Annotated in this window: 23 protein-coding genes; 12 read left to right on the forward strand and 11 right to left on the reverse strand. The window is 32.3% G+C overall.

What is annotated here, in order from left to right:
* Positions 1-2: 2 nt before the first annotated feature.
* Positions 3-527, forward strand: coding sequence for a plastocyanin/azurin family copper-binding protein (locus tag BT151_RS06020; protein ID WP_143144257.1), 525 nt, complete (start codon positions 3-5; stop codon positions 525-527).
* A 43-nt stretch (positions 528-570) separates the two neighbouring features.
* Here the strand turns inward: BT151_RS06020 and BT151_RS06025 are convergent, their stop codons facing one another.
* The 11 genes from BT151_RS06025 to BT151_RS06075 all read right to left on the reverse strand — a co-directional run bounded on the left by BT151_RS06025 (position 571) and on the right by BT151_RS06075 (position 12,229).
* The gene (locus BT151_RS06025; RefSeq protein ID WP_072400830.1) at positions 571-1,947 is read right to left on the reverse strand and encodes an alkaline phosphatase family protein; all 1,377 of its coding nucleotides are present in this window, start codon (positions 1,945-1,947) and stop codon (positions 571-573) included.
* Between the two features lie 11 nt (positions 1,948-1,958).
* Positions 1,959-3,161, reverse strand: a complete 1,203-nt coding sequence (eboE, locus tag BT151_RS06030; RefSeq protein ID WP_072400831.1) for a metabolite traffic protein EboE — start codon at positions 3,159-3,161, stop codon at positions 1,959-1,961.
* Positions 3,161-4,324 carry a 3-dehydroquinate synthase gene (locus tag BT151_RS06035; RefSeq protein ID WP_245794729.1) on the reverse strand — a complete coding sequence of 388 codons (1,164 nt, stop codon included), beginning with the start codon at positions 4,322-4,324 and terminating at the stop codon, positions 3,161-3,163. The genes eboE and BT151_RS06035 overlap by 1 nt, the downstream gene beginning before the upstream one ends.
* A 2-nt stretch (positions 4,325-4,326) precedes the next feature.
* Positions 4,327-5,220: a UbiA-like protein EboC gene (gene eboC / locus BT151_RS06040; protein WP_084647871.1), complete on the reverse strand. Its 894-nt coding sequence runs from the start codon at positions 5,218-5,220 to the stop codon at positions 4,327-4,329.
* A 5-nt stretch (positions 5,221-5,225) separates the two neighbouring features.
* Complete coding sequence (locus BT151_RS06045) at positions 5,226-6,128, reverse strand: TatD family hydrolase (protein ID WP_072400832.1); 903 nt, start codon at positions 6,126-6,128, stop codon at positions 5,226-5,228.
* Positions 6,129-6,139: 11 nt separating this feature from the next.
* Complete coding sequence (locus BT151_RS06050; RefSeq protein WP_072400833.1) at positions 6,140-6,943, reverse strand: EboA domain-containing protein; 804 nt, start codon at positions 6,941-6,943, stop codon at positions 6,140-6,142.
* 3 nt (positions 6,944-6,946) lie between these two features.
* Entirely contained in the window at positions 6,947-7,321 is a 375-nt protein-coding gene (locus BT151_RS06055; protein ID WP_072400834.1) for a transmembrane 220 family protein, read from the reverse strand.
* A 283-nt stretch (positions 7,322-7,604) separates the two neighbouring features.
* Positions 7,605-9,050, reverse strand: coding sequence for a Gfo/Idh/MocA family protein (locus BT151_RS06060; protein WP_072400835.1), 1,446 nt, complete (start codon positions 9,048-9,050; stop codon positions 7,605-7,607).
* A 28-nt stretch (positions 9,051-9,078) separates the two neighbouring features.
* Positions 9,079-9,897 (reverse strand): 3-keto-disaccharide hydrolase, encoded by an 819-nt coding sequence (locus BT151_RS06065; protein ID WP_072400836.1) that lies wholly within the window; start codon positions 9,895-9,897, stop codon positions 9,079-9,081.
* Positions 9,898-10,494, reverse strand: coding sequence for a gluconate 2-dehydrogenase subunit 3 family protein (locus BT151_RS06070; protein WP_072401017.1), 597 nt, complete (start codon positions 10,492-10,494; stop codon positions 9,898-9,900).
* 10 nt (positions 10,495-10,504) lie between these two features.
* On the reverse strand, positions 10,505-12,229 hold the full coding sequence (locus tag BT151_RS06075) for a GMC oxidoreductase (RefSeq protein WP_072400837.1): 1,725 nt from the start codon (positions 12,227-12,229) through the stop codon (positions 10,505-10,507).
* Positions 12,230-12,332: 103 nt separating this feature from the next.
* Here BT151_RS06075 and BT151_RS06080 point away from each other — a divergent pair, with 103 nt between their 5' ends.
* The 11 genes from BT151_RS06080 (at position 12,333) to BT151_RS06130 (ending at position 24,038) form a co-directional block, all read left to right on the forward strand.
* Positions 12,333-13,352 carry a helix-turn-helix transcriptional regulator gene (locus BT151_RS06080; protein ID WP_072400838.1) on the forward strand — a complete coding sequence of 340 codons (1,020 nt, stop codon included), beginning with the start codon at positions 12,333-12,335 and terminating at the stop codon, positions 13,350-13,352.
* 112 nt (positions 13,353-13,464) lie between these two features.
* Positions 13,465-14,466, forward strand: a complete 1,002-nt coding sequence (locus BT151_RS06085; protein ID WP_072400839.1) for a sugar phosphate isomerase/epimerase family protein — start codon at positions 13,465-13,467, stop codon at positions 14,464-14,466.
* A 33-nt stretch (positions 14,467-14,499) separates the two neighbouring features.
* Positions 14,500-15,732, forward strand: a complete 1,233-nt coding sequence (locus BT151_RS06090; RefSeq protein ID WP_072400840.1) for a nucleoside permease — start codon at positions 14,500-14,502, stop codon at positions 15,730-15,732.
* A 6-nt stretch (positions 15,733-15,738) separates the two neighbouring features.
* Complete coding sequence (locus BT151_RS06095) at positions 15,739-16,884, forward strand: Gfo/Idh/MocA family protein (protein ID WP_072400841.1); 1,146 nt, start codon at positions 15,739-15,741, stop codon at positions 16,882-16,884.
* On the forward strand, positions 16,884-17,936 hold the full coding sequence (locus BT151_RS06100; protein WP_072400842.1) for a sugar phosphate isomerase/epimerase family protein: 1,053 nt from the start codon (positions 16,884-16,886) through the stop codon (positions 17,934-17,936). Before BT151_RS06095 ends, BT151_RS06100 begins: the two co-directional genes overlap by 1 nt.
* A gap of 19 nt (positions 17,937-17,955) precedes the next feature.
* Entirely contained in the window at positions 17,956-18,696 is a 741-nt protein-coding gene (locus BT151_RS06105) for a 3-keto-disaccharide hydrolase (protein ID WP_072400843.1), read from the forward strand.
* A 494-nt stretch (positions 18,697-19,190) separates the two neighbouring features.
* Positions 19,191-19,811, forward strand: coding sequence for a GNAT family N-acetyltransferase (locus BT151_RS06110; RefSeq protein WP_072400844.1), 621 nt, complete (start codon positions 19,191-19,193; stop codon positions 19,809-19,811).
* A gap of 4 nt (positions 19,812-19,815) precedes the next feature.
* The gene (locus BT151_RS06115) at positions 19,816-20,997 is read left to right on the forward strand and encodes an argininosuccinate synthase (protein ID WP_072400845.1); all 1,182 of its coding nucleotides are present in this window, start codon (positions 19,816-19,818) and stop codon (positions 20,995-20,997) included.
* The gene (gene argC / locus BT151_RS06120; RefSeq protein ID WP_072400846.1) at positions 20,994-21,971 is read left to right on the forward strand and encodes an N-acetyl-gamma-glutamyl-phosphate reductase; all 978 of its coding nucleotides are present in this window, start codon (positions 20,994-20,996) and stop codon (positions 21,969-21,971) included. Before BT151_RS06115 ends, argC begins: the two co-directional genes overlap by 4 nt.
* Positions 21,972-22,117: 146 nt before the next feature.
* Positions 22,118-22,912 (forward strand): pyrroline-5-carboxylate reductase, encoded by a 795-nt coding sequence (gene proC, locus BT151_RS06125; protein ID WP_072400847.1) that lies wholly within the window; start codon positions 22,118-22,120, stop codon positions 22,910-22,912.
* Position 22,913: 1 nt separating this feature from the next.
* Positions 22,914-24,038, forward strand: a complete 1,125-nt coding sequence (locus tag BT151_RS06130) for an aspartate aminotransferase family protein (RefSeq protein ID WP_072401018.1) — start codon at positions 22,914-22,916, stop codon at positions 24,036-24,038.
* Positions 24,039-24,086: the final 48 nt, after the last annotated feature.

Here is a 24,086-nt window from a genome sequence, read left to right on the forward strand (position 1 = left end):
ATATGAAAATTATAAAAATTCAGTTACTATCTATTTTATTAGCCTCATTAATGTTTAATTGTGGAGGTAAAGAAGAGAAAAAGAAAGAAGGTTTTACTTATGAAAAAACTAGCACAACTGAAAAAACAGAATCAAATAAAGCTGATGATAATGTTGCTAATATAGTAATAACATCAAACGACCTAATGCAATATAATATCAAGGAAATTAAAGCCAAAGCTGGTCAAAAAGTAAAACTAACTTTAAGACATATTGGTAAACTTGACATTAATGTAATGGGGCACAATGTAGTTATTCTGAAACAGGGAGTTGACCTTTCTGGGTTTGCAGCAAAAGCAGCTACAGAAAGAGACAATAAATATATACCAAAAGATTCTCAAGACGATATTATTGCACATACAGATTTGATAGGTGGAGGTCAAGTTTCTTCAATTGAGTTTGATGCTCCTGAAGCTGGAACTTATGATTTTTTATGTAGTTTTCCTGGACATTCAGGTTTAATGAAAGGAAAATTTATTGTAGAGTAATTTTTAGTTGAAAGATTAATTTTTTACTCAATTTTAGACTGTTTTAGTCATTTCTAAAAACATAATCAAGAATTGTTTGACAAACATCAATTGCTTCAGCAGGACTATTTATCTTAGTTTCTGCTTTATCGTGAATGAATAATGGGTAATAGTCTTCATCTATATTTATAGCACCATGTGATCCTTTAGGAAGCGTTGCGTCTAGAGGAATAACGTTTAGCATAGTCCTGAAACCAAGTTTCTTTTTTAGCAATTTAAAGGCAATTCTACCGAGCATAAATTTCTTTTTTGGGTCTGTAAATAATTCTACTGGGTCATATCCTGGTTTTTTATGTATATCTACATTTCTAGCAAAATCAGGCGCTTTTTTATCATCAAGCCAGTAATAATATGTGAACCAAAAATCTTTTTTTGCGACTACAACTAAATCACCAGATCGATGATGATTTATATGATGTTTCGTTTGTTCTTCTTCATCTAAAACTAAATCTATTTCTTCGCAGTTCTCAAGTAAGGCTTTTATGTTTTCAAGCTTACTTTTGTCGTTTATATAAACATGAGCTATTTGATGGTCTGACATTGCAAAAGCATCACTAATACCAGAATCGAGTAATTCTAAACCATTTTCCTCTCTAATTTTTATATAGCCATGCTCTCTTAAAAGACGATTGATATGAAAAGGTGCCTTAACAGGATTAATACCGTATTCTGATAAAAGAATAATTTGCACACCTTTCGATTCATAGAAATTAATAAGGTCTTTACAAACCAAGTCTAATTCTTTTAGGTCTTTTAAAATGATATCGTCATTATTGTTTTTTTGTAGCACATAATCTAAATGAGGAAGATAGATTAATTGTAAAGTTGGTTCATGCCAATCGTGGACTAATTTTGAAGCATCGGCAATCCATTTTGTAGATTTTATGGTAGTGTTTGGTCCCCAAAAATTGAATAATGGAAACGTGCCTAGTTTAAATTGAAGCCTATCTCGAAGCTCTTCAGGTTTCGAGTAGCAATCTGGTTTTTTTTGTCCGTCTGCTCTATATTGAGGACGAGGAGTTACATTAAAATCAGAGCCTGAATACATGTTGTACCACCAAAACATATTTGAGCAAGTAAAGTCTGGATTAATAGCTTTTGCCATATCCCAAATTTTAGGTGCTTCTACTAAATGATTTGATTGTTTCCATAATTTCACTTCACATTCATCTTTAAAATACCAACCATTTGCTACAATACCATGATCTTTAGGCCATTTTCCTGTTAAATAAGTTGATTGAACAGCGCATGTAACTGCAGGAAGTACTGGTTTTATTTTAGTTAGTTGTTTTTTTTCAATCCATTGTGTTAAAAAGAGGTCTTTATGCTTAAGCAATGCGTTAGATAAGCCTACAATATTAATAACAACAGTTTGATTCATTTAATGCAGTTTTATAGTTGTTTAGTTACCCATTCTAATTCTCTAATAATTGAATTGGTAATATCGGTTTGTAAATGCTCAGGTAATATCGACCATGTATAGGTCTCAACTTCAAGATGATTACTATATTTTGTTTTTTTCCAAAGTTTAAGAGCATCAATAATATCGTTTTGAGTTGATTCAAGAACTTGAAAATCGGAAATAAAAATTGGAACATGGAAATGTGTTCTAATTTCTTCGAAATTAGGAGCATCCATGAGATTTATGCCTTCTTTTAAATCTGAAAAATGAACTAAACTATCATCAAGTTTAACAACAGATTGATGCAAATAAGTGGGTTCATCAAATTGGCGTAAGCATGATTGTTGTGTGCTAATTGAAACCACTTTAGACTTCTTACATTTTATTGCAGCACTAATTTGAATTTTTCCAATCTTGATACCTTCGTTTTGTAAACTGGAAATGACAAATTTTGGTTTCTCATAAGCCAATGCAAAATGACAAACATCATAACAAATTTGTATATGATTTAGAATATGTGTTTTCGCTGCTTCAGAAGTACAATTTAATTCATTTTGAAGAGTTAAAAGTCCTTCTGTTAGAAGATAATCGTTATAGAAATCAATAACTTCTTGGGTGTTTTCTAAAAAGCCATCAGGTTCGGGTTCCAAGTCCAGATGTAATAATTTGCCTGTATTTTTTTTAATATCAACTAATTGTAAAACAATTTTAATTAAAGATAGGCAAGCTTTTTTTGTGGTTTTGTCTACGTCTAACTGCTTATCAAACCAATATTTATAAGATAAAGGTGATGTTGAAACGCTACCATCCATATTATCTGGAAGTAGGTATGCTAATATTTTCATTAGGTCGTGCGTGTAATTTACACGATCCTCGGTGGTCCAATCGGGTGTGTGAACCTGATCTTTAATAACGGTATTATGAAATTCACCAAAAGGAAATCCATTCATGGTAAAAACGTATAATCCGTTTTTATCGAGCCATGTTTTAAAGTCTAATAAATTATTATCTTGTAATAATGTTGTTGCACTTTTTTGAGATAATCGCAGTCCAATTCCAAATGGTTTTTCTGGAGTTAGATTTTTTTTTACTTTAAGCGTATAATTTTTTAAATTATCAAAGACTTCTTCCCAAGTTTCGCCAGGGTGAATATTTGTGCAATATGTAAGATGCGCATCGTTTTCAATAATCATTATATGGCAATTTTTTTGCTATGGTATGAACTTATATAATTTATAGATTCTAGTACAATATTTTTATCCATTTCATGAACTTCAAAACCAGTTCCTAAAGATTTAAGTAGCATAATGGTTAGTTTTCCACCTAAATGTTCTCTAAATTCTTCCAGACCTTTAATAATTTGCTCATTCATTTGATGGTATGAAATATTAAAACCTAAACCTATAATACAATCTAAAACACGAACAAGTTCAGGTTTGCTTAAATAGCCTTTTAAATATGAATAAGTACTATCAAGAGCAATACCAATAGCGACTGCCTCACCATGCCTTACTTCGAAGTTTGATAGTTGTTCCAATTTATGAGCTGCCCAATGACCAAAATCTAAAGGTCTTGATGAACCTTGCTCAAAAGCATCGCCAGAATTTTGAATGTGCTTCATATGCAAATCGGCACAACGATAAATCAACTCGTTCATAGCGTCCTTATCTCTATTGTTTAAGTCGCTAACTTTTGATTCTATCCATTCAAAAAATGAATAATCTTTTATTAAGGCTACTTTAATGGCTTCTGAAATTCCTGAACGCCAATCACGTTCATGAAGTGTAGATAAAAATGAATCATCATTAATAACAGCAAATGGTACAGCAAAACTACCTGCGAAATTTTTCTTTCCAAAATAGTTGATACCATTCTTAACACCAATTCCTGAATCGTTTTGTGATAAAACCGTTGTTGGAATTCGTATTAATCGAACGCCTCTATGTGCAATTGCAGCGGCAAAACCAACAGCATCAAGTACTGCGCCTCCACCAATTGCAATAACGTAAGAATGACGATCGATTCCGAAGGTGTTAATGTTTTCTAAGATAGATTGAATAAAGGTTTCATCGTTTTTAGATTGTTCTCCTCCCGGTATTTCTAAAACAGATCCTTCTAAAGTTATTGAATCATTATACTGTTTAAAATAATTATCAATATCTTCTTTTAATTGAGGATGTGAATCTATAACTCCAGTATCTACTACGACAATAGCTTTTGTTTTAGATGTTGAATTGCTACTAAGCAAATCTACAAGAATATTATTATCGGTTTCAAATAGCTTACTTGTGAAAATAAGATTAAAATCGAAATTAACCTGAAAGGATTGTTTAATAATTTTCTTTTGATTCATCATTATTAAGTGACTGGGAATTTTTTTGATAAAAATAATGAAATTGGAAGTAAACATAGCACTAATATGGCTATATATACTGAGCTAAATCCTGCCACGTAACTCGCGTTTAGTGGAATAAGTGACAGCACTCCAATTTTTACAGCTTTCATAATTAATTTTGGGCTATTATTTACAATAGCATTTAATTTTGAAATTGCATTAACGGCATACCAAAGCAGTAGAAAAATAAAAGTGTTTTTAATTGAAAAGTTAAAATGCTGCGATATTATCCAAAAGCCAACTACAATACAGGCGTCTAATACCATTGCTAGGCCAATAGCTAATTTGTTTTTACCTTTTGTTTCTTTTTGAGCAGTTAAGGTTATTGCTGAAACAAATATTACTGGTAATATAGCAATTAAGAAATATTTTGGATCTAATTCAGGGTTGATGCTCATGCCTAAAATGAGATTTAAACCTCTGCATAGTCCCATATTTATAGGTCCTAAAAAAGTGTGGTGTTTTCCATATTTATCATACATTAAGGCGCAAATCATTGTAGTAATAGCAATAAATCCGCTAAATATTGAAATACAAAAAGCTGCAATTATACCTAATAAAAAAAGAACAATACCTAGAGTTTTTGCTTTATTCAAACTAAGGCGTCCGCTAGGGATTACACGTTCTGGTCGGTTTATTTTATCTAGATATAAATCAAAAACATCGTTAAAAACAATACCGCCTCCGTATAAACCAGCTGTAGCAATACTTAATAAAATGATTTGAAAAACAATTTGCTGATTTAAAATTTCAGGAGCAAAAAAACCTGCAATAGCTATTCCTGCTAGAATATCGGCAATTGCGGTTATAATATTTGCTGGTCGCATAATTAGTAACATAGCAGACCATGTCTTCATATATTCTATTTTTTATTGCCTTTAAAACTAATTTCTTTAGCTTCTTGACCTCTTAAAACCGAGTTTCCACCCAAAAGATCAGCTTGATTTATTGTTGTTTCCTGCGTCCAGTCAGATTCATTAAACTGTCCGCTTTGACTATAAAAAGATAAAGCATTTTGATAACAAATTTGCTTTACATCTTTTTTTGAGACACCTTTTTTTAGCATTAAAGCTGCTGTTTTAGGAACGGATAAAGGATCACTAACTCCCCAATCTGCAGAACTATCAACAATTACTTTTGTTGAGCCATATTGTTTAGCAACTTCCACCATTCTTTTCTTACTCATTTTTGTTTTTGGATAAATGGTAAATCCTGCCCAAAAGCCACGATCTAAAACAGCCTTTGCTGTTTCTTCATTATTATGATCAATAAGAACTAAATGTGGTGGTATTTGATGCTCTTCAACAACATCCATACTTCTTAATGTTCCTTGTTTTTTATCTCTATGAGGAGTATGAACTAAAACAGGTAAATTGTACTCTTTTGCTAATTCTAACTGTATTCTAAAGTATTTGTCTTCTAAATCAGTTTGGTCATCATATCCAATTTCTCCTATAGCAACAACACCTTCTTTAGCAATAAATTGAGGTAGAATTTCAATAACTTGGTCTGCTACAGCTTCATTATTGGCCTCTTTAGAGTTTAAACCCATAGTGCAGTAGTGTTTGATGCCAAATTGAGATGCTCGAAATCGTTCCCAACCTACTAATGTGCTATAATAATCTTTGAAAGATCCTACATTAGTTCTTGCTTGACCAAGCCAAAAAGCAGGCTCTATAACGGCAACAATCCCAGCGGCTCTCATGTTCTCATAATCGTCAGTGGTTCTGGAAATCATGTGAATGTGCGGATCTATATAATTCATACTATTTTACTTTAATTCGTTTTTCCAATTGTATTCCAATATTCTTGAGATATTGGTTTGTTATGTTCTAAAAGTTCTGTGATAACCTCTTTTTCTGTGCCTTCAAAATGTTTTTCTGAAAATATTTTTTTTATATCCTCACGAAGATAGCCATCAATCATTCGCCATATTTCTAAAGAGACTTGCCTTCCTGCTGCCCAACGTTCTTTAACGTAATCTTGTAGCATGTTAGCTAAATGCTTGTTTTTTCCTTGATCTATATTTTGAATATTATAAATTTTTCTACCCATAAAAAAGGACTTCAAAATTAATTGATTCCATTCTTCTTCTTCTAAATAATTTTGAGCAAATGGATTACCCGAAGCTATAGCGTCAAATACGTTTGCCATATTGGTGCGAATTCCTTCTGCAAATTGATCTTGAAATTCTGTTGCGTTTTCTAAAAAATATAAGCCTTTATATAGAGCTACTTGCTCTTTCATTTCAGCTATTTGAAAAAAGGAATTTAATATTGATTTATTTACTGAAACATCTAAAGCAGTCATTAATAAGCTGCGTGTTAAATCTTGCTTTGTCCATTCTGTTTTGCTAAATCCAGGATAAATATTTTCTAAAATTTCTTTTTCGTTGACTTTCCAAGGAACAATTTCATTGGAAATAAATCTGGATACTAGACTAAAAAACACATTGAATTTAGAAGCTGTCTCTAAGTCTGAAACAATAGCCATTTTCTCATTAACCCATTCTAACTCTGTTGAAGTTAGTTTTGATTTAACAAGCTCTGTAAATTGTTCTTGTTTTACTTTTGAAACCATAATCTATTTAACTTCTTTAGGTCTTTTTAATTGATAAAAAACTCCCAAAGCAGCTAATAATAGACCAAGAAATTCTCTAGATCCTTCAAGGTAAGGTTTTTGATAAACCATTTCACCGAAAAGCTCTTCTTTGTGTTCAGTTTTTAAATAGTCTATAAAAAGAGAGAGGTGAAATAAAGCATACCCAATTAAAAGTATAATAACAGCAACGAGAATTTTTTTAGGAACGATTTTGAAATTTGAATAGATGCAAATGAAACTTACAATTGCATAAATCAAAAACCAAATAATAGCATCTGGATCATTTAACTGTACTAATGCAAAAATGAAAAAGATAATAGCTAATATGACGTTAATCGATTTTTTTGATATTTTCACTTTTTTATTTTTAGGGTTAGTTAAGTAATAAAAAATATTAAATAAAATCTATTTTTAAAAACACATCTATGTTTAAAGAAAGTGTTATGGTAAAATTAACTAATTTTTCAGAGTTTATGTGTAAAATGCGCTGTAAAAATGAGAATTATTTTCCCTTAAAGTTTACTTTTTAATGGAGAAAATATATTCCAGAATAATTTTTATAAACCCACAAAAAGCAAAACCCTTTTTTAGTTTTTATTCTAAAAAGGGTTTTTTGTTAGTATAGTTGATAAAATATTTTTTAGTCTAGTTTCCAGCCTTCTCGATACTCACGTTTTACAAATTGATTAGCTGGTTCAAAGTTTGTTATTTTCATATTTGTACCATCCCAAAGTAGTTTTTTGCGACCAGGATATTCAAATCCATTTTTAGTTTCGTTTCTTAGGTTATAACTTCTTATGGCTAAGTTGCCCATTAAAATAGATTCTGTAAGTGGACCAGCAAAATCAAAAGAAGAGGTAAGAGCTTTATGTTCTTCGCTTCCAAATCCAGCTTTACAAGCTTCAACCCATTTTGTGTGGTGTCCATTTTCTGGTAAAGAGCTTGATTCTTCTGTGTTATTTTTAGGTAAAATGATTTCTCCTGAATTAAGATATATTTTAGGATTTCTACCATAAGTTCCACAAGTCATTATTCCTTTTTCACCCATTATTATAACACCATTAGCACTATTTTCATCGCCTATAGAATGATCTGCAGGAATGAGTTCTGGGTGGAATGGTCTTAATCCACCATCAGTCCAATTTAGTTTAACTTGTGATGGGTTTTTATCTGTAGCTTCAAATTTTAATTGTGTTCTGGATGAAGGCGGACAAGATTCTGGATAGTAATCGGGTGTCCAATCTTGGGTAAATATCGAGCCAACATTACTTTCAACTTCAGTAGGGTAGCCTAAGCCTAAAACTCTGTAAGGCGGATCCATTAAATGACAACCCATATCGCCAAGTGCACCTGTTCCAAAATTCCACCAACCTCTCCATTTAAATGGATGGTATAATGGGTGATAATCTACCCATTCTGCTGGTCCAATCCAAGTATCCCAATCTAAATTATCTAGCATAGCAGGTTTGTCGGTTGGTGTTTTTATACCTTGAGGCCAAACAGGTCTGTTGGTCCAAACATCTACATGATTTACGGTTCCGATTATTCCAGAATCAAACCAATCTATCATGGTTTGAACACCTTTTCCAGAGCCACCTTGGTTTCCCATTTGGGTAACTATTTTATAATTGTTGGCAGCTTCAGTAAGCACCCTAGCTTCATGAATACTATGAGTTAATGGTTTTTGCACATAAACATCTTTATTTAGTTGCATTGCTGCAAGCGTAATTACAGCATGAGTGTGGTCTGGGGTTGATACTGTAATAGCATCAATGTCACTCATTTCATCTAAAAGTTTTCTGTAGTCTTTAAACTGTTTTGCTTCAGGAAATTGTTTAAATGCTTGTGCGGCTCTATTCCAATCTACATCACAAATAGCAGCAATATTCGATGCGCCATTATTCCAAACATTCATCATGTCTGAATATCCTTTTCCTCCAGCTCCAACAACTGCAATATTTAACTTATCACTTGGTGCAATAAAACCTTTTCCCATCACATGCCTCGGAATAATAGAAATTCCTAAGGTTGTTAAAGCTGTTTTTTTTATGAATGAACGTCTATTAATAGAAGATTTTTTGCTCATTTTGAAACGGTTTTAAAGTTAAGAAAAGTTATAATTCTAGTATTTCAATGTTTCGAAATTCTATGGGATGACTTTCACTTTGTAGTGATATATAGCCACTTGTTAATGGTTGCCCATCTTTAGCTTGAATTTCTTTAGAAGTTGTGTCTAAATACTCACCACCAATTGTTGGATTTGAGTAAGAGATAACTGGAATGCCATCAATAAAATGTGTTATAGAATCATTATTATTTACAATAACTTCTGCAGTTATCCATTCTTCACCATAATAGGTTTTACAATCTGCAGTAATGCAATGTTCTGTAATTAAATTACCATCCATAACCACATGTGTTGCAGGTGTACATAAATTTCCAGACGGGCGAGATTCATTTTCATTAACACCACCAAGTAGTTGAAATTCTAAAGAAAGTGGAAATCCTTGATTGACTAACATGCTTTCTGGAGATTGGCAATGTATCATAATACCACTATTTTTAGTAGCCCAACTTTCACCACCTTTAACTTGTTCGCCTATAAATCTATATTGAAGTCTTAATTTATAATTAGAAAAAGGAGTTTTGTAAAATAGGTGCCCAAATTCATTAGTGAAGTTATCATACTTATCATAGGAAACTTTGATAACACCATTTTCGGCTCTAAATGTGTTGTTGTAATTATCATTTAACTCATAACCATTAATTTTTACTAACCAATCATCTAAATTTTCTCCATTAAATAACGATTTCCAATTTTCAGTAGTTTCGGTAATAACTGTATCTGTTTCAGTTTTCTTTTCAGTTTTATCTTTGCAGCTTAAAAATAATGCAAAAACAAACGCGATGATTATGGTTGAATAAAGTTTCATTTACAAAGAATAAGATTTTCCACCAGTTAATTCTTGTAAGTCACCACAGTAATATTGTGATGGAACAGGATCGTAAACCAATACGTTTTCTCCAATTTGCTCTGTTGTAACATAAGAGTTAATGGTCATCCATTTTAAGTTATTTAAAAACTCTGCTTTAGTTGTTTCTAAATCTGGATTAGCCTCTCTTTCTTCGTCGACTTCACCTTTAACTAGCATATATTTATCTAGTAGTGCTTTGTAATCTTCTTGTGTAACCTTATTGATGTTATCGTCAGTATTTGGTTTTAAAACGGCAATAATATTATTAAAGCCTGTTTTTATTTTTTCTTGATCTTCATCATCCATAATTTTATTAATGTAATTGTCAATAAATTGAGGCACATTAAGTTCTGTTGCAGATGGCAAGCCTTCTGTTTTTGGTAAAATGATATCTACTAAATTAGTTAAAACAACGCCTTGCTCTGAGGTTAAAAAGTCTGGTGTCCAAGTTTTAATATCGCTTGTGCAACTTTGCAAAAGGCTAACGATTGTAGGTGTTGCAACAAAAAAACCAGTTGCTAATCCTAAATTTTTTAAAGCTTCTCTTCTTTTCATTTTTAAAGTTTTAAGCGTTATTTTTTTTGAATTCTTCGGCGGCATGATTCGCAGCCCTTGCTGTAAAAGCCATATAACCTAAAGAAGGGTTGTGACACGCAGCAGACGTCATAAAAGATCCATCTGTCACATATACGTTAGTACAAGCATGAATTTGGTTGTATTTGTTTAAAACAGAAGTTTTTGGATCTCTACCCATTCTCGCTGTTCCCATTTCATGTATGCCTAATCCCATTGCTCTTCCTTCAATGCTGTCATAACCTTGAACATCTTTAAATCCAGCCTCTTCAAGTATTTTTACGGCCTGCTCTTTCATGTCTTTTCGCATAGCAAGTTCATTTTCACCAAAATCTGCATCAAAAGTAACCGTAGGCAAACCCCATTCGTCAAGCTTTTCATAATCTAAATACATCCTATTGCTATGGTCTGGAAGTGTTTCACCAAAAGCAGAAAGTCCAACATTCCATTCACCCGGTTTTAAAATTGCTTCCTTTAATTCAGGGCCATATTTTAATTCTGCTACTAATTCAGAAATACTTGATCTTGATGCTCCACCTTGGTAGCCATAGCCTCTTTTAAAATCTTTAACATCTGTTTTTCCTCCTAAATTTCTAAATCGCGGAATATAAATACCATTAGCTCTTCTTCCTTTTGTGTAGTTGTCTTCAAATCCATCAGCCTTTCCGCTTGCGCCTACTTTAAAATGATGATCCATAATATTATGTCCTAATTCACCACTATCATTTCCTAATCCGTTTGGGAAACGTTCAGATTTAGATTGCAATAAAATAGCAGCCGATGCTACAGTTGAAGCACATAAGAAGATTACTTTTGCTTTGTAAATAGTAGTTTCTTTAGTTTCTGCATCAATTACTTTAACGCCTGTTGCTTTTTTTGTGATATCGTCATATATAACTTCATGAACAATAGAGTTTGGTCTTAAAGTCATATTACCTGTTGCTTCAGCCGTTGGTAATGTAGATGAGTTGCTACTAAAATAAGCGCCAAATGGACAGCCTCTCATACATCTATTTCTATATTGACAAGTGCTTCTTCCTAAACCAGGTTTTGAGCCTTCTGTAATATGAGCTGTTCTTCCAATAGTTAAAACTCTACCATCATCAAAATTCTCAGCAATTTTTCCTTTCAAATGTTCTTCAACACAATTAAGATTCATAGGTTTTAATAGCTTTTGGTCTGGAAGCTGTTTTAAACCCAAATTCTCACCACTTACACCAATAAATTCTTCAACTTTATCATACCATGGTTCAATATCTTTATAGCGTACTGGCCAATCTACAGCAATACCTTCTTTTTTATTAGCTTCAAAATCTATATCACTAAGTCTGTAACTTTGTCTTCCCCACATTAATGAGCGTCCGCCAACGTGATAGCCTCTAATCCAATCAAAACGTCTAACTTCATTATAAGGATGTTTTATATCATCTACAAAAAAATGCTTACGCGATTCTCTAGTTACGTAACCAGTTCGGTGTTGTTTGTACATGCGCTCTTTCGTCTCTCGTGTAGGTTCTTCCCCATTTGGGAAATCCCAAGGATCCATATTGGCTGTTGGGTAATCTTCAATATGTTTAACCATTCTTCCACGTTCAAGAACTAATGTTTTCAAGCCGTTTTCACATAGTTCTTTGGCAGCCCAGCCACCAGATATACCAGTGCCAACGACAATGGCATCAAATTCTTCTTCAGAAACTTTAAAATTAATATTGCTCATTTAGACTTAAAATTTTATTAATTTAATAATTTAAGGCGTATATAATTATACATTTCATGCCAAATTAAGTAATTTGCATGTTAATAATGTTTAATTTTTTTCAGTGAAGATAAATGTACAAAAAATAACACCGTTTGAGGCAGACGGTATTGTTTACCAAGCGGACACCTGTTTACCTTTAATTGACGCTGTAAAGAGAAGAAAACTTAAATTTAAAGCTCTTGCCAGGTATACTTATCCTGGTGATCGATTAACAGATGACACATTAGGGTTAAACAGTGTAGGTTATTGGGATGCTAATGAACCGCAAGATTGGGGCTTAGACTGGCATAGAAATGAAGGTATAGAAATTCATTTTCTTGAATCTGGTACAATGCCTTATGCTCAGCAGAATGAAGAAATGGATCTTTTACCTAACTACTTAACCATTACAAGGCCATGGGAAGCGCACAAAGTAGGGAGTCCGTCAATTGGTATGGGCAAGTTTTACTGGGTTATTTTGGACTTAGATGTTAGGCGACCACATCAAAATTGGGTTTGGCCAGAATGGATTATGTTGGCTCCATCAGATCTTGAAAAGCTTACCATGATATTGAGGCATAATGAAAGAATTTTATGGAAAGCAGATAAACGAATACGTGACTGTTTTCAAAGAATAGGTAAAGCTGTTGATACAGATGTTGAAGGGAATAATGCCTCTAGAATACGATTGTTAATTAATTACTTACTAATCCTACTTTTAGACTTGTTGATAGAAGATGAGGTTGAGTTAAATGAGCAACTTACAGATAGTTCTAGAAGTGTGAAATTGTTTTTAAGTGAGCTTGACAACAACTTATCAGAGGCTTGGACTATTGAAGATATGGCTAAGTCTGCAGGCGTTGGAATAACAAGGTTTACATATCATTGTAAACAGTTAACTAACTTAACGCCAATGCGATATTTAATGATTAAACGACTTAAAATGTCAAAGGATATTTTAATAGAGAATGAAAAGATGAGTGTTGCTGAGGTTGCATTTACTTGCGGATTTTCTACAAGTCAATATTTTTCTACCGTTTTTAAAAAGCATGAAAAATGCACTCCAATTGAATATAGGCTAAAACATTCTGTATTGGTTTAAAAAAAATGAGCTTAACATTGTTTAAATTCTTTCAGTGAATAATTATAAACAATAAGAATTATTCAATTTTATAAATTTCAAATTAAATTAACTAACTAAAATAATTAATTAAATGAAACTAAATATTTATTTCAAGAAAATAGTTTTTGCCATTTTATCATTATCACTTGTATTTTTTGTTGCTTGTAAAGATGGTAAAAAAGAAAAAGCTAACGAGGAAGAGTCTAAAGTAGTGGTAGAAAAATCACCGTTTTTTAAATTATCATTAGCACAATGGTCTTTTCATAAGGCAATTAGAGATGATAAAACTATGGATGTTTACGATTTTGCTAAAAAAGCAAAAGAACTAGGTTTTGAAGGGGTAGAGTATGTAAGTCAGTTGTACAAATTAGAAGAAGGTAACGAACAAGCTAGTTTAGATAGTATTGTTGCTCAATTAAAATCACATAGTGAAGCTAATAATATACAGAATGTATTAATTATGATTGACCATGAAGGAGATTTGGCCGTTAATGATAAAGCAGAGCGAGATGAGGCTGTTAGAAAACATAAAATGTGGATTGATGCAGCTGCCAAATTAGGTTGCTCTTCTGTTCGAGTAAATTTATTTGGCGGTGAGGCAGAAAAAGATGCCGCACAATGGCATGCTAATTCTGTAGATGGTTTAGGTCGTTTGGCAGCATATGCTGCTACCAAAGGATTAAATGTTATTGTTGAAAATCATGGTGGACGTTCATCTGAAGCCGATAAAGTTGTTGCTGTTTTAAAAGAAATAAATTATAACAATTGTGGAGCCTTACCAGATTTTGGAAACTTTTGTTATGCAAGAGATACTGGCGATCGTTGGGGCGGTGAATGTACTGGGCAATATGACATATATAAAGGTGTAGCAGAATTAATGCCTTATGCAAAAGGAGTGAGTGCTAAAGCATTTGATTTTGATGAAAATGGAAATGAAACGACTATTGATTATGAAAGAATGTTGAAAATAATTAAAGATTCTGGGTTTAAAGGATTTATTGGTGTAGAATATGAAGGTAATAATTTAGGTGAGGAAGAAGGTGTTATAGCAACTAGAGATTTACTACTAAAATCTGCTAAGACAATTGAGTAATTCATTTTTTTAAAACAACTAACTAAACTATAGATGAAAAAATCAATTCAATTCCAATTGTCTTTTATGATGTTTCTTGAGTTCTTCATTTGGGGAGGATGGTTTGTAACCTTAGGCTCTTTTATGGGGAATAACCTAAGTGCTTCAGGAGCAGAAACAGGAATGGCATATTCAACACAATCATGGGGAGCCATTATTGCTCCTTTTATTATAGGTTTAATTGCAGACCGTTTTTTTAATGCAGAAAAAATATTAGGAGTTTTGCATTTAGTAGGCGCATTTTTAATGTATCAAATGTCTCAATCTACAGAGTTTGCAACGTTTTATCCCTACATTTTAGGTTATATGATAGCTTATATGCCAACATTAGCTTTAGTGAATTCTGTGTCATTTAATCAAATGAATGATCCTGCAAAACAATTCCCAATGGTACGTGTTTTTGGAACTATTGGATGGATTTTAGCTGGATTAATTATCAGTTTTGCTTTTAAATGGGATTCTATTGAAAATATTGGTCAAGGCATGTTGTCTAATACCTTTACAATGGTAGCTATTGCTTCAGCAGTTTTAGGAGTTTTTAGTTTCACTTTACCAAAAACACCTCCAAGTGTTTCGAAAGATGAAAAAGTGACTATCAAGGATATATTAGGATTAGATGCTTTAAAATTATTAAAGGACAGAAACTTTTTAGTGTTCTTTGTGTCTTCAGTATTAATATGTATTCCTTTAGCATTTTACTATCAAAATATAAGTCCGTTTTTAACTGAATATAAAGTTGAAAACTCAACAGCTTGGGCTGCATTAGGGCAAATTTCCGAAGTAGGTTTTATGCTATTATTACCTTTCTTTTTCAAAAAATATGGTTTCAAGAAAACCATCATTTTCGGTATGTTAGCATGGGCAATCAGGTATGCATTATTTGCATTTGGTAACGCAGGAGACTTGTTTTTTATGTTAGTTATTGGTATTGCATTACATGGTATTTGTTATGATTTCTTCTTTGTGTCAGGTCAAATATATACAGATTCTAAGGCTGGCGAAAAAGTAAAAAGTGCAGCACAAGGTTTAATTACATTAGCAACTTATGGTATTGGTATGTTAGTTGGGTTTTGGGTTGCAGGACAAATAGTAGATAAAAATGTATTGGCAGATGGAACGCATGATTGGCTTGATGTTTGGGAATTTCCAGCACTTTTTGCCATAGGTGTATTATTGTTTTTTGCATTATTATTTAAAAATGAAAAAGTAGAATATAAAGACGCATAAAAATAAATGAGTAATAAAATTAGATTAGGAATTTTAGGCGGAGGAGGAGATTCTCTTATTGGGGTATTGCATCGCATAGCATCATCAATGCACGATAAATATCAAATTGTTGGAGGTGTTTTTAATCCTGTTTGGGAAGAAAATATTGGTTTTGCAGAAAAGATAAGCTTACCAACCAATAGAATATATAAAGATTTTGATACACTAGTTGAAGAAGAATTAAAACTTCCGGTCGAAGAAAGAATGCAAATAGTGTCTATTCTTACTCCAAACTTTCTTCATTTTCCTATGGCTAAAAAGCTATTAGAAAATGGGTTTAATGTTATTTGCGAAAAACCAATGACAACCACTTATGAGGAGGCTAAAATTTTAAATGCTACTTTAAAAAAATCTAAAACCATATTTGCTATAACTTATACTTATACAGGTTATCCTATGGTGCGTCAAATGCGCGAAATGATTTTAAACGGAGAGTTGGGTAATATCCAACGAGTAGATGCACAATACTATCAAGGTTGGATTAATCCTGTTATTCACGATAAAGAACAAAGAGCAAATACGTGGCGACTTGATCCCAAAAAAGGAGGTATTAGTTGTTGTATTGGAGATATTGGTACTCACGCTTTTGATATGTTAGAATATGTATCTGGATTAAAAATAGAATCTATTTTAGCTGATTTAAATTATTTATATCCAGACAATAAAATGGATATAGATGGCACTGTTTTACTACGTTGTTCAAATGATGTTAGAGGTGTGATTTGTACAAGTCAAATTGCCACAGGAGAAGAAAATAGTTTTATTGTAAAAATTTACGGTGATAAGGCAGGTTTAAAATGGGAACAAGAAAATCCTAATTTTTTGTATTTAATGGAAGATGGGCAACCACTTCGTGTTTTAAAACCAGGACATTCGTATAATTCCCAATTGTCTTTAGATGGATCTAAGCTACCTCCAGGACATCCAGAAGGCATATTTGATTCTATGGGAAATATTTATAAAGGTATTGCTAAAGCCATTAATAATGAGCCTTATAATCATGGTGAATTCCCAACAATTATTGATGGTGTAAGAGGTATGGGTTTTATTGAAAAAGCTGTAGAATCTCATCAAAAAGGAAATGTTTGGGTAGAAATTGAAAACGTAGATTAATGAAAACTATAAAAGGACCGGCTATATTTTTAGCACAATTTATGGATGATAAAGAGCCATTTAATTCACTTGATGGGTTATGTAAATGGGCTTCAGATTTAGGTTATAAGGGTATTCAAATTCCAACGTTAGATAAATCTATTATTGATTTAGATATTGCTGCAGATAGTCAGACATATTGTGATAGCTTTAAAGGGAAAATAAATAGTTACGGACTAGAAATTACAGAGCTTTCAACACATATTCAAGGTCAGTTAGTAGCAGTACATCCTGCTCATGATATTATGTTTGATGTTTTTGTGCCAAAGGCATTACAAGGAAAACCAAAAGAGCGTACAGCTTGGGCAACAGATCAAATGCATAAAGCAGCTAAAACTAGTAAACGTTTAGGATTAAATGCTCATGCCACATTTTCTGGGTCATTACTTTGGCCTTATGTACATCCTTGGCCACAACAACCAAAAGGTTTAATAGAGCTAGGTTTTAAAGAATTGGCAGATCGTTGGAAACCTATTTTAAACACTTTTGAAGATAATGGCGTAGATGTTTGTTATGAAGTCCATCCAGTTGAAGATATTCACGATGGTGATACGTTTGAGCGTTTTCTTGAAGCTACAGGAAATCATAAAGCGGTAAATATTCTTTATGATCCCTCACACTTTGTATTGCAACAGTTAGATTATATTAAATATATAGACCATTATCATGAGTTCATTAAGGCGTTTCATGTAAAGGATTCAGAATTTAATCCATCAGGAAAAAAAGGAACATTTGGAGGGTATAATGACTGGAAAAATAGAGCAGGGAGATATCGTTCGCTTGGAGATGGACAAGTCGATTTTAAAAAAGTATTTTCAAAATTAACCGAATATGGTTGCGATGTTTGGGCTGTTTTAGAATGGGAATGTGTTATTAAAAGTCCAGAGCAAGGTGCAAGAGAAGGCGTAGATTTTATTCAAAACCGCATTATAGAAGTAACAAATAAACGTTTTGATGATTTTGCAGGTGGTGAATCTGATGAAAAACAACTAAAAAAGATATTAGGATTATAAACAATTTAATTATTTAAAAATGAAGAATTTTATTTTACTAGCAATATTTGCAGTTGCATTTACATCATGTAAAGAAAAAGTAAAACAGTTATCAGAAACTAGTGCTGAGGTAGAAAAGGTAATTGAGATTGATACTACAGATGAATGGGTTTCTCTTTTCGATGGAACATCTTTAGATAAATGGAGAGGATATTTAACAGATTCAATGTACCCAGAATGGACTATTGATGATGGAGCAATGCTTTTTACACCAGGAGAAGACGGCGGAAAAAACATCATAACTAAAGAAACTTATACCAATTTTGAGTTATCATTAGAATGGAAAATTTCTGAAGGTGGAAATAGTGGAATATTTTGGAGCGTATTTGAAGATCCAAAATTTAGCGAAGCTTATCAAACAGGACCAGAAATTCAAGTATTAGATAATGAACGTCATCCAGATGCATTGGCAAATCCTAAATATCATCAGGCAGGAGCATTATACGATTTAGTTCAGCCAGAGCATGATGTTTGCAAGCCAGCAGGAGAATGGAATTTATGTGTTGTTAAAGTTAACCATAAAACTAATAAAGGTTCTATAACTTTAAACGGAACAGAAATTGTTAGCTTCCCAGTTCATGGAGAAGAGTGGGACGCTATGGTTGAGAATTCTAAGTTTAAAGGATGGGAAGGATTTGGTACACACCAGACAGGACATATTGGTTTACAGGATCATGGAAACAAGGTGTGGTTTAAAGATATTAAAATAAAAGAGTTATAAAAACATACATATATGTTGTTTTATAGTGTAAAATGGAGTTCAGTTTTTGAACTCCATTTTTTTATATAATAAAATAGATAAGTAAAAAAGCACATTATTTTTAACAAACACCATTTTTTTGTTAAATATTAATAATTTTTTCAAAAAAGTAATCGTGTTTTATTAGTTGTATTAAATAAAATTATAGTTTTACATTATGAAAATTTTAAAAAATAAAATACGTTGTTCTATACCCGGTTTGCCCGTGCGCAATCGCCGCCGCAGTTTCTAATACTTCAGATTAGTAAAACAATAACGTAATTTTAATTTTTCATAGTGTCCAAAAATTTTATCATAGTATTTCAAAATAGAGTTAATTTAATAATTAACAATCATTCTATGCGTCGTTATTTTCCTCGTCGCCCGTAAGGGTGTATGTCAGTTTATAGAACTAGGTGAGTCCAGTTCAGCTATCAAAAACAAAACAATAATTATTATTCAATACAAATTAGGAAATGAAGGTTGTAATAGCCAATAAATCACATATTAAATACGCAGAAATTATTTGCGAAACCATTGCAGAATCTGCAGCTGTTAGAGGCACAGGTATTGCTAGACGCACTCCAGAGTATATTGCTACAAAAATGGAAAATGAAAATGCTGTTATTGCTTTAGATGGCGATAAATTTGCAGGTTTTTGTTATATAGAAAAGTGGGGTCATGGAAAATTCGTTGCAAATTCCGGATTAATTGTGCATCCAGATTATCGAGGTGATGGACTTGCAAAACAAATTAAACATAAAGTTTTTGAACATTCAAGAAATAAGTTTCCAGATGCTAAAGTTTTTAGCATAACTACTGGTTTAGCTGTAATGAAAATGAATAGTGATTTGGGTTATAAACCTGTTCCTTTTTCAGAATTAACAGACGATCCTACCTTTTGGGATGGTTGTCAAACTTGTAAAAATTATGATGTATTAACACGTACTAATAGAAAAATGTGTTTGTGTACAGGGATGTTATATGATCCAGATAAACAAGTTAAAAAAGAACATGATCACGATTACGATAAGAAGGTTTGGACTAGATTAAAAAACATCAAGCAAACTATGTTTCTTAAAAAAGATAAAAAATAATTCAATGAAAAAATTAGTAATAGCATATAGTGGCGGATTAGATACATCGTATTGTGCCGTAAGTTTATCAAAAGAATATGATGTTCATGCAGTAAGCGTAAATACAGGTGGTTTTACAAAAACGGAAATTGATAAAATTGAAGCTAACGCCTATAAAATGGGAGTTTCAACTTATAAAAATATTGATGCTGTAACAACTTTTTACAACAAGGTGGTTAAGTATTTAATTTTTGGTAATGTTTTAAAGAATAATACTTATCCTTTATCTGTAAGTGCAGAGCGAATTATTCAAGCTATTGAAATTGTTGAATATGCTAAAAGTATAGACGCAGAATATATAGCACACGGAAGTACAGGAGCAGGAAATGACCAGGTACGTTTCGATATGATTTTTCAAACCTTAGCGCCAAACATTAAAATCATCACACCAATAAGAGATGAAAAATTAACTAGACAACAAGAGATTGACTATTTAAAAGCAAACGGAATTGATATGTCTTGGGAAAAAGCAAAGTATTCTGTTAATAAAGGACTTTGGGGAACAAGTGTTGGAGGTTCAGAAACGTTGACTTCGGAAAAACCATTACCAGATAGTGCTTATCCATCTCAGCTTAAACATGCCGAAGATGAAAAAGTAAAATTAACTTTTGAAAAAGGTGAACTATTAGCTATAAATGGTGTTGAAAATGATCCTGAAATTAACATAGAAACCTTAAATAATTTAGCTTCAGCTTATGCTATAGGTAGAGATATTCATGTGGGAGATACAATTGTAGGAATTAAAGGTAGAGTTGGTTTTGAGGCTCCAGCGGCATTAATTACAATTAAAGCACACCATTTATTAGAAAAACATACGCTTACTAAATGGCAATTACAACATAAAGAATATTTAGCAAGTTTTTTTGGGATGCATTTACATGAAGGTCAGTATTTAGATCCTGTAATGAGAGATATGGAAGCCTTTTTGCAAAGTAGTCAAGATAAAGTTTCTGGTGATGTAACGGTTACATTGAAACCTTACCATTTTTCTTTAGATGGGATTTCTTCTAAACATGATTTAATGAATGCGAAGTTTGGAAGTTATGGTGAAGAAAACAAAGGCTGGACAGCAGATGAAGCTAAAGGATTTATAAAAATTTTAGGAAACCAGAATAAAATATATCAACAAGTAAACTCAGAATCATGATTGAAGTAGGTATTATTGGAGGCGCTGGTTATACTGCGGGCGAATTAATTAGACTGTTAATTAATCATCCACAAACAAACATCAATTTTGTTTACAGTACATCTAACGCTGGCAATAAAATAAGTAAGGTTCATCAAGATTTAATAGGGTCATTAAATTTAGAATTCACGAATACAATCAATCCAAAAGTCGACGTGCTATTCTTATGCTTAGGTCATGGAAATTCTGTGAAGTTTTTATCAGCTAATACATTTTCAGAAAACACTAAAATCATTGATTTAGGAAACGATTTCAGACTTGAAAATGATAAAGTTTTTGAAGGAAAAACATTTGTTTACGGTTTGCCAGAATTACAAAAAAATGACATCAAAAAGGCTAATTATATTGCAAATCCTGGTTGTTTTGCTACAGCAATTCAATTAGCAATTTTACCATTAGCAAATAAAGGTTTATTGGGTAACGATGTGCATGTTAATGCGGTTACAGGAGCAACAGGTGCTGGAACTTCATTGTCTGAAACAACACATTATACTTGGCGAGATAATAATTTTTCGTATTACAAACCATTTACACATCAGCATTTAGGAGAGATTAATCAATCTGTAAAGCAATTACAAAATAATTTTTCTTCGGATATTCTTTTTATGCCAAATAGAGGGAATTTTTCAAGAGGTATTTTTGCAACTGTTTATACAGATTTTGAAGGTTCTATTGAAGAAGCAAAAACGATTTATCAATCATTTTATAGTGATGCTAAATTTACGTTCGTTTCAGATGAAGAATTGCATTTAAAACAAGTAGTAAATACTAATAAATGCTTAATTCATTTACATAAACATAATGGTAAATTATTAGTAACAAGTATTATAGATAATCTTTTAAAAGGTGCGTCAGGTCAAGCTATACAGAACATGAATTTAATGTTTGGTTTGGAAGAAACAACAGGATTACAATTAAAAGCAACCTATTTTTAAAATAATAGTCATGCTGAACTTGTTTTAGTATCACATAACAGTGGTGCGTTAGCGATTGAAGCGGCATCCTTTTTTGAAGTAGAAAAAAAGATATAGCGGAAAGCGCGACCCATAGGGAAACGCCAAAAAAATAAATTTAGAATATCATGAAAATAGCCATTATAGGAACAGGGAATTTAGGGAGTTCAATCGCAAAAGGACTTATTAAACACAAATCGTTTACGTCATTATATTTAAGTGATAAAAACACAACGGCAGTTAAAGCTTTTTATGATGAAGATTATGTGACTATAACTAACGATAATATTCTAGCTGTTAAAGAATCAGACATGGTCATTTTTGCGCTTCAGCCTAAACATATAGATAGTGTTTTAGAAAGTGTTGCTTCAAAAATAACTAAAAACCATGTGGTTATTTCGGTAGCTGCTGGTGTTGATATTGCTAGAATTGAAAATATTATAGGAAGTGATAAAAATATTATTCGTGTTATGCCTAATACAGCTATTTCTATTGGAAAGTCTATGACGTGTATTGCTGCTAATGAGAAAGCACAAGATAAAGTAGAATTAGCTCAAAAAATATTTAATCAGTTAGGAACAACTATGGTTATTTCTGAGGATTTAGTGCAAGCAGCAACCGTTATTTGTGCTAGTGGTATTGCCTTTTGGATGCGCTTAGTGCGTGCAACAACTCAAGGTGCTATACAATTAGGTTTTGAAGCAGAACAAGCCCATGAATTAGCAACACAAACCTGTTTTGGTGCAGCTAGTTTGTTACTCGAATCAGGTAGACATCCAGAGCAAGAAATAGATCGTGTAACAACGCCAAGTGGCTGTACTATTGAAGGTTTAAATGCCATGGAACATCAAGGATTAAGCTCTGCTTTAATTCAAGGAATTGTGGCTTCATTTGAAAAAATTAATCAAATTAAAAATAATTAAAATGCCATTATTTGACGTTTATCCATTATATAATGTAACACCAGTTTCGGGTAAAGATATTTATGTTTACGATGAAAATTCTACCGAGTATTTAGACCTTTACGGAGGTCATGCAGTGATTTCAATTGGGCATGCACATCCTAATTATGTTGAGGCTGTTACAAATCAAGTTAAAACTTTAGGGTTTTATTCTAATGCCATTCAAAATCCATTACAAGTTGAATTAGCTGATAAAATTGAAGCACTTTCAGGTTGTAAAGATTACGAATTATTTTTATGTAATTCTGGTGCTGAAGCGAATGAAAATGCTTTAAAATTAGCATCATTTAAAACAGGTAAGTCTCGTGTTATTGCTTTTAAAAATGGTTTTCACGGGCGTACATCAGCAGCTGTAGCAGCAACTGATAATCCTAATATTGTGGCGCCAATAAACGCTCAACAAAAGGTAACTATTTTAGAACTTAATGATATTTTAGGCGTAAAAGCTGAACTTGAAAAAGGTGATGTTTGTGCGGTAATAGTAGAATTTATTCAAGGAGTAGGTGGTTTGGATCAAGGTACTTCAGATTTTTTCGAACAAGTTTACGCATTGTGTAAAACAAATAACACCATGTTTATTGCAGATGAGGTGCAATCGGGTTATGGGCGTTCGGGGAAATTCTTTGCTTTTCAGTATTATAATGTAACACCAGATATTATTTCGATAGCAAAAGGTATGGGTAATGGTTTTCCTATTGGAGGTATTTTAATTCATCCCGATATTGAAGCCAAATATGGTATGCTAGGAACTACTTTTGGTGGTAATCATTTAGCTTGTGCAGCAGGTTTAGCTGTTTTAAATACTATTGAGGAAGAAAATTTAATAGATAATGTTAACGCCATGTCGGAGTATTTTATTTCGATAGCTAAAACAATTCCAGAAATAAAAAATATTAAAGGAAGAGGTTTAATGCTTGGTTTAGAATTCGATTTTGAAGTTGGCGACCTTAGAAAAAAACTTATTTATGATTATCATATTTTTACTGGAGGAGCATCAAATAAAAAGCTATTAAGAATTTTGCCACCTCTTACAATAAAAAAAGAACATATTAATCAGTTTTTTGAAGCCTTAAAAAAAGCCTTGTAGAAATTTTAACATAAAATTATAAAATTGTAGTCGGGTTTCGGCTTTAAA

Origin of the sequence: Flaviramulus basaltis, from assembly GCF_900114265.1 — a bacterium.
Taxonomy (GTDB): Bacteria; Bacteroidota; Bacteroidia; order Flavobacteriales; family Flavobacteriaceae; genus Flaviramulus; species Flaviramulus basaltis.

What these genes read in the sequence shown, in the direction of transcription:
- BT151_RS06020 (WP_143144257.1), top strand. Translation starts at nt 3, where the DNA reads ATGAAAATTATAAAAATTCAGTTACTATCTATTTTATTAGCCTCATTA.
- BT151_RS06025 (WP_072400830.1), bottom strand. Translation starts at nt 1,947, where the DNA reads ATGAATCAAACTGTTGTTATTAATATTGTAGGCTTATCTAACGCATTG.
- eboE (WP_072400831.1), bottom strand. Translation starts at nt 3,161, where the DNA reads ATGATTATTGAAAACGATGCGCATCTTACATATTGCACAAATATTCAC.
- BT151_RS06035 (WP_245794729.1), bottom strand. Translation starts at nt 4,324, where the DNA reads ATGATGAATCAAAAGAAAATTATTAAACAATCCTTTCAGGTTAATTTC.
- eboC (WP_084647871.1), bottom strand. Translation starts at nt 5,220, where the DNA reads ATGAAGACATGGTCTGCTATGTTACTAATTATGCGACCAGCAAATATT.
- BT151_RS06045 (WP_072400832.1), bottom strand. Translation starts at nt 6,128, where the DNA reads ATGAATTATATAGATCCGCACATTCACATGATTTCCAGAACCACTGAC.
- BT151_RS06050 (WP_072400833.1), bottom strand. Translation starts at nt 6,943, where the DNA reads ATGGTTTCAAAAGTAAAACAAGAACAATTTACAGAGCTTGTTAAATCA.
- BT151_RS06060 (WP_072400835.1), bottom strand. Translation starts at nt 9,050, where the DNA reads ATGAGCAAAAAATCTTCTATTAATAGACGTTCATTCATAAAAAAAACA.
- BT151_RS06065 (WP_072400836.1), bottom strand. Translation starts at nt 9,897, where the DNA reads ATGAAACTTTATTCAACCATAATCATCGCGTTTGTTTTTGCATTATTT.
- BT151_RS06070 (WP_072401017.1), bottom strand. Translation starts at nt 10,494, where the DNA reads ATGAAAAGAAGAGAAGCTTTAAAAAATTTAGGATTAGCAACTGGTTTT.
- BT151_RS06075 (WP_072400837.1), bottom strand. Translation starts at nt 12,229, where the DNA reads ATGAGCAATATTAATTTTAAAGTTTCTGAAGAAGAATTTGATGCCATT.
- BT151_RS06085 (WP_072400839.1), top strand. Translation starts at nt 13,465, where the DNA reads ATGAAACTAAATATTTATTTCAAGAAAATAGTTTTTGCCATTTTATCA.
- BT151_RS06090 (WP_072400840.1), top strand. Translation starts at nt 14,500, where the DNA reads ATGAAAAAATCAATTCAATTCCAATTGTCTTTTATGATGTTTCTTGAG.
- BT151_RS06095 (WP_072400841.1), top strand. Translation starts at nt 15,739, where the DNA reads ATGAGTAATAAAATTAGATTAGGAATTTTAGGCGGAGGAGGAGATTCT.
- BT151_RS06100 (WP_072400842.1), top strand. Translation starts at nt 16,884, where the DNA reads ATGAAAACTATAAAAGGACCGGCTATATTTTTAGCACAATTTATGGAT.
- BT151_RS06105 (WP_072400843.1), top strand. Translation starts at nt 17,956, where the DNA reads ATGAAGAATTTTATTTTACTAGCAATATTTGCAGTTGCATTTACATCA.
- BT151_RS06110 (WP_072400844.1), top strand. Translation starts at nt 19,191, where the DNA reads ATGAAGGTTGTAATAGCCAATAAATCACATATTAAATACGCAGAAATT.
- BT151_RS06115 (WP_072400845.1), top strand. Translation starts at nt 19,816, where the DNA reads ATGAAAAAATTAGTAATAGCATATAGTGGCGGATTAGATACATCGTAT.
- argC (WP_072400846.1), top strand. Translation starts at nt 20,994, where the DNA reads ATGATTGAAGTAGGTATTATTGGAGGCGCTGGTTATACTGCGGGCGAA.
- proC (WP_072400847.1), top strand. Translation starts at nt 22,118, where the DNA reads ATGAAAATAGCCATTATAGGAACAGGGAATTTAGGGAGTTCAATCGCA.
- BT151_RS06130 (WP_072401018.1), top strand. Translation starts at nt 22,914, where the DNA reads ATGCCATTATTTGACGTTTATCCATTATATAATGTAACACCAGTTTCG.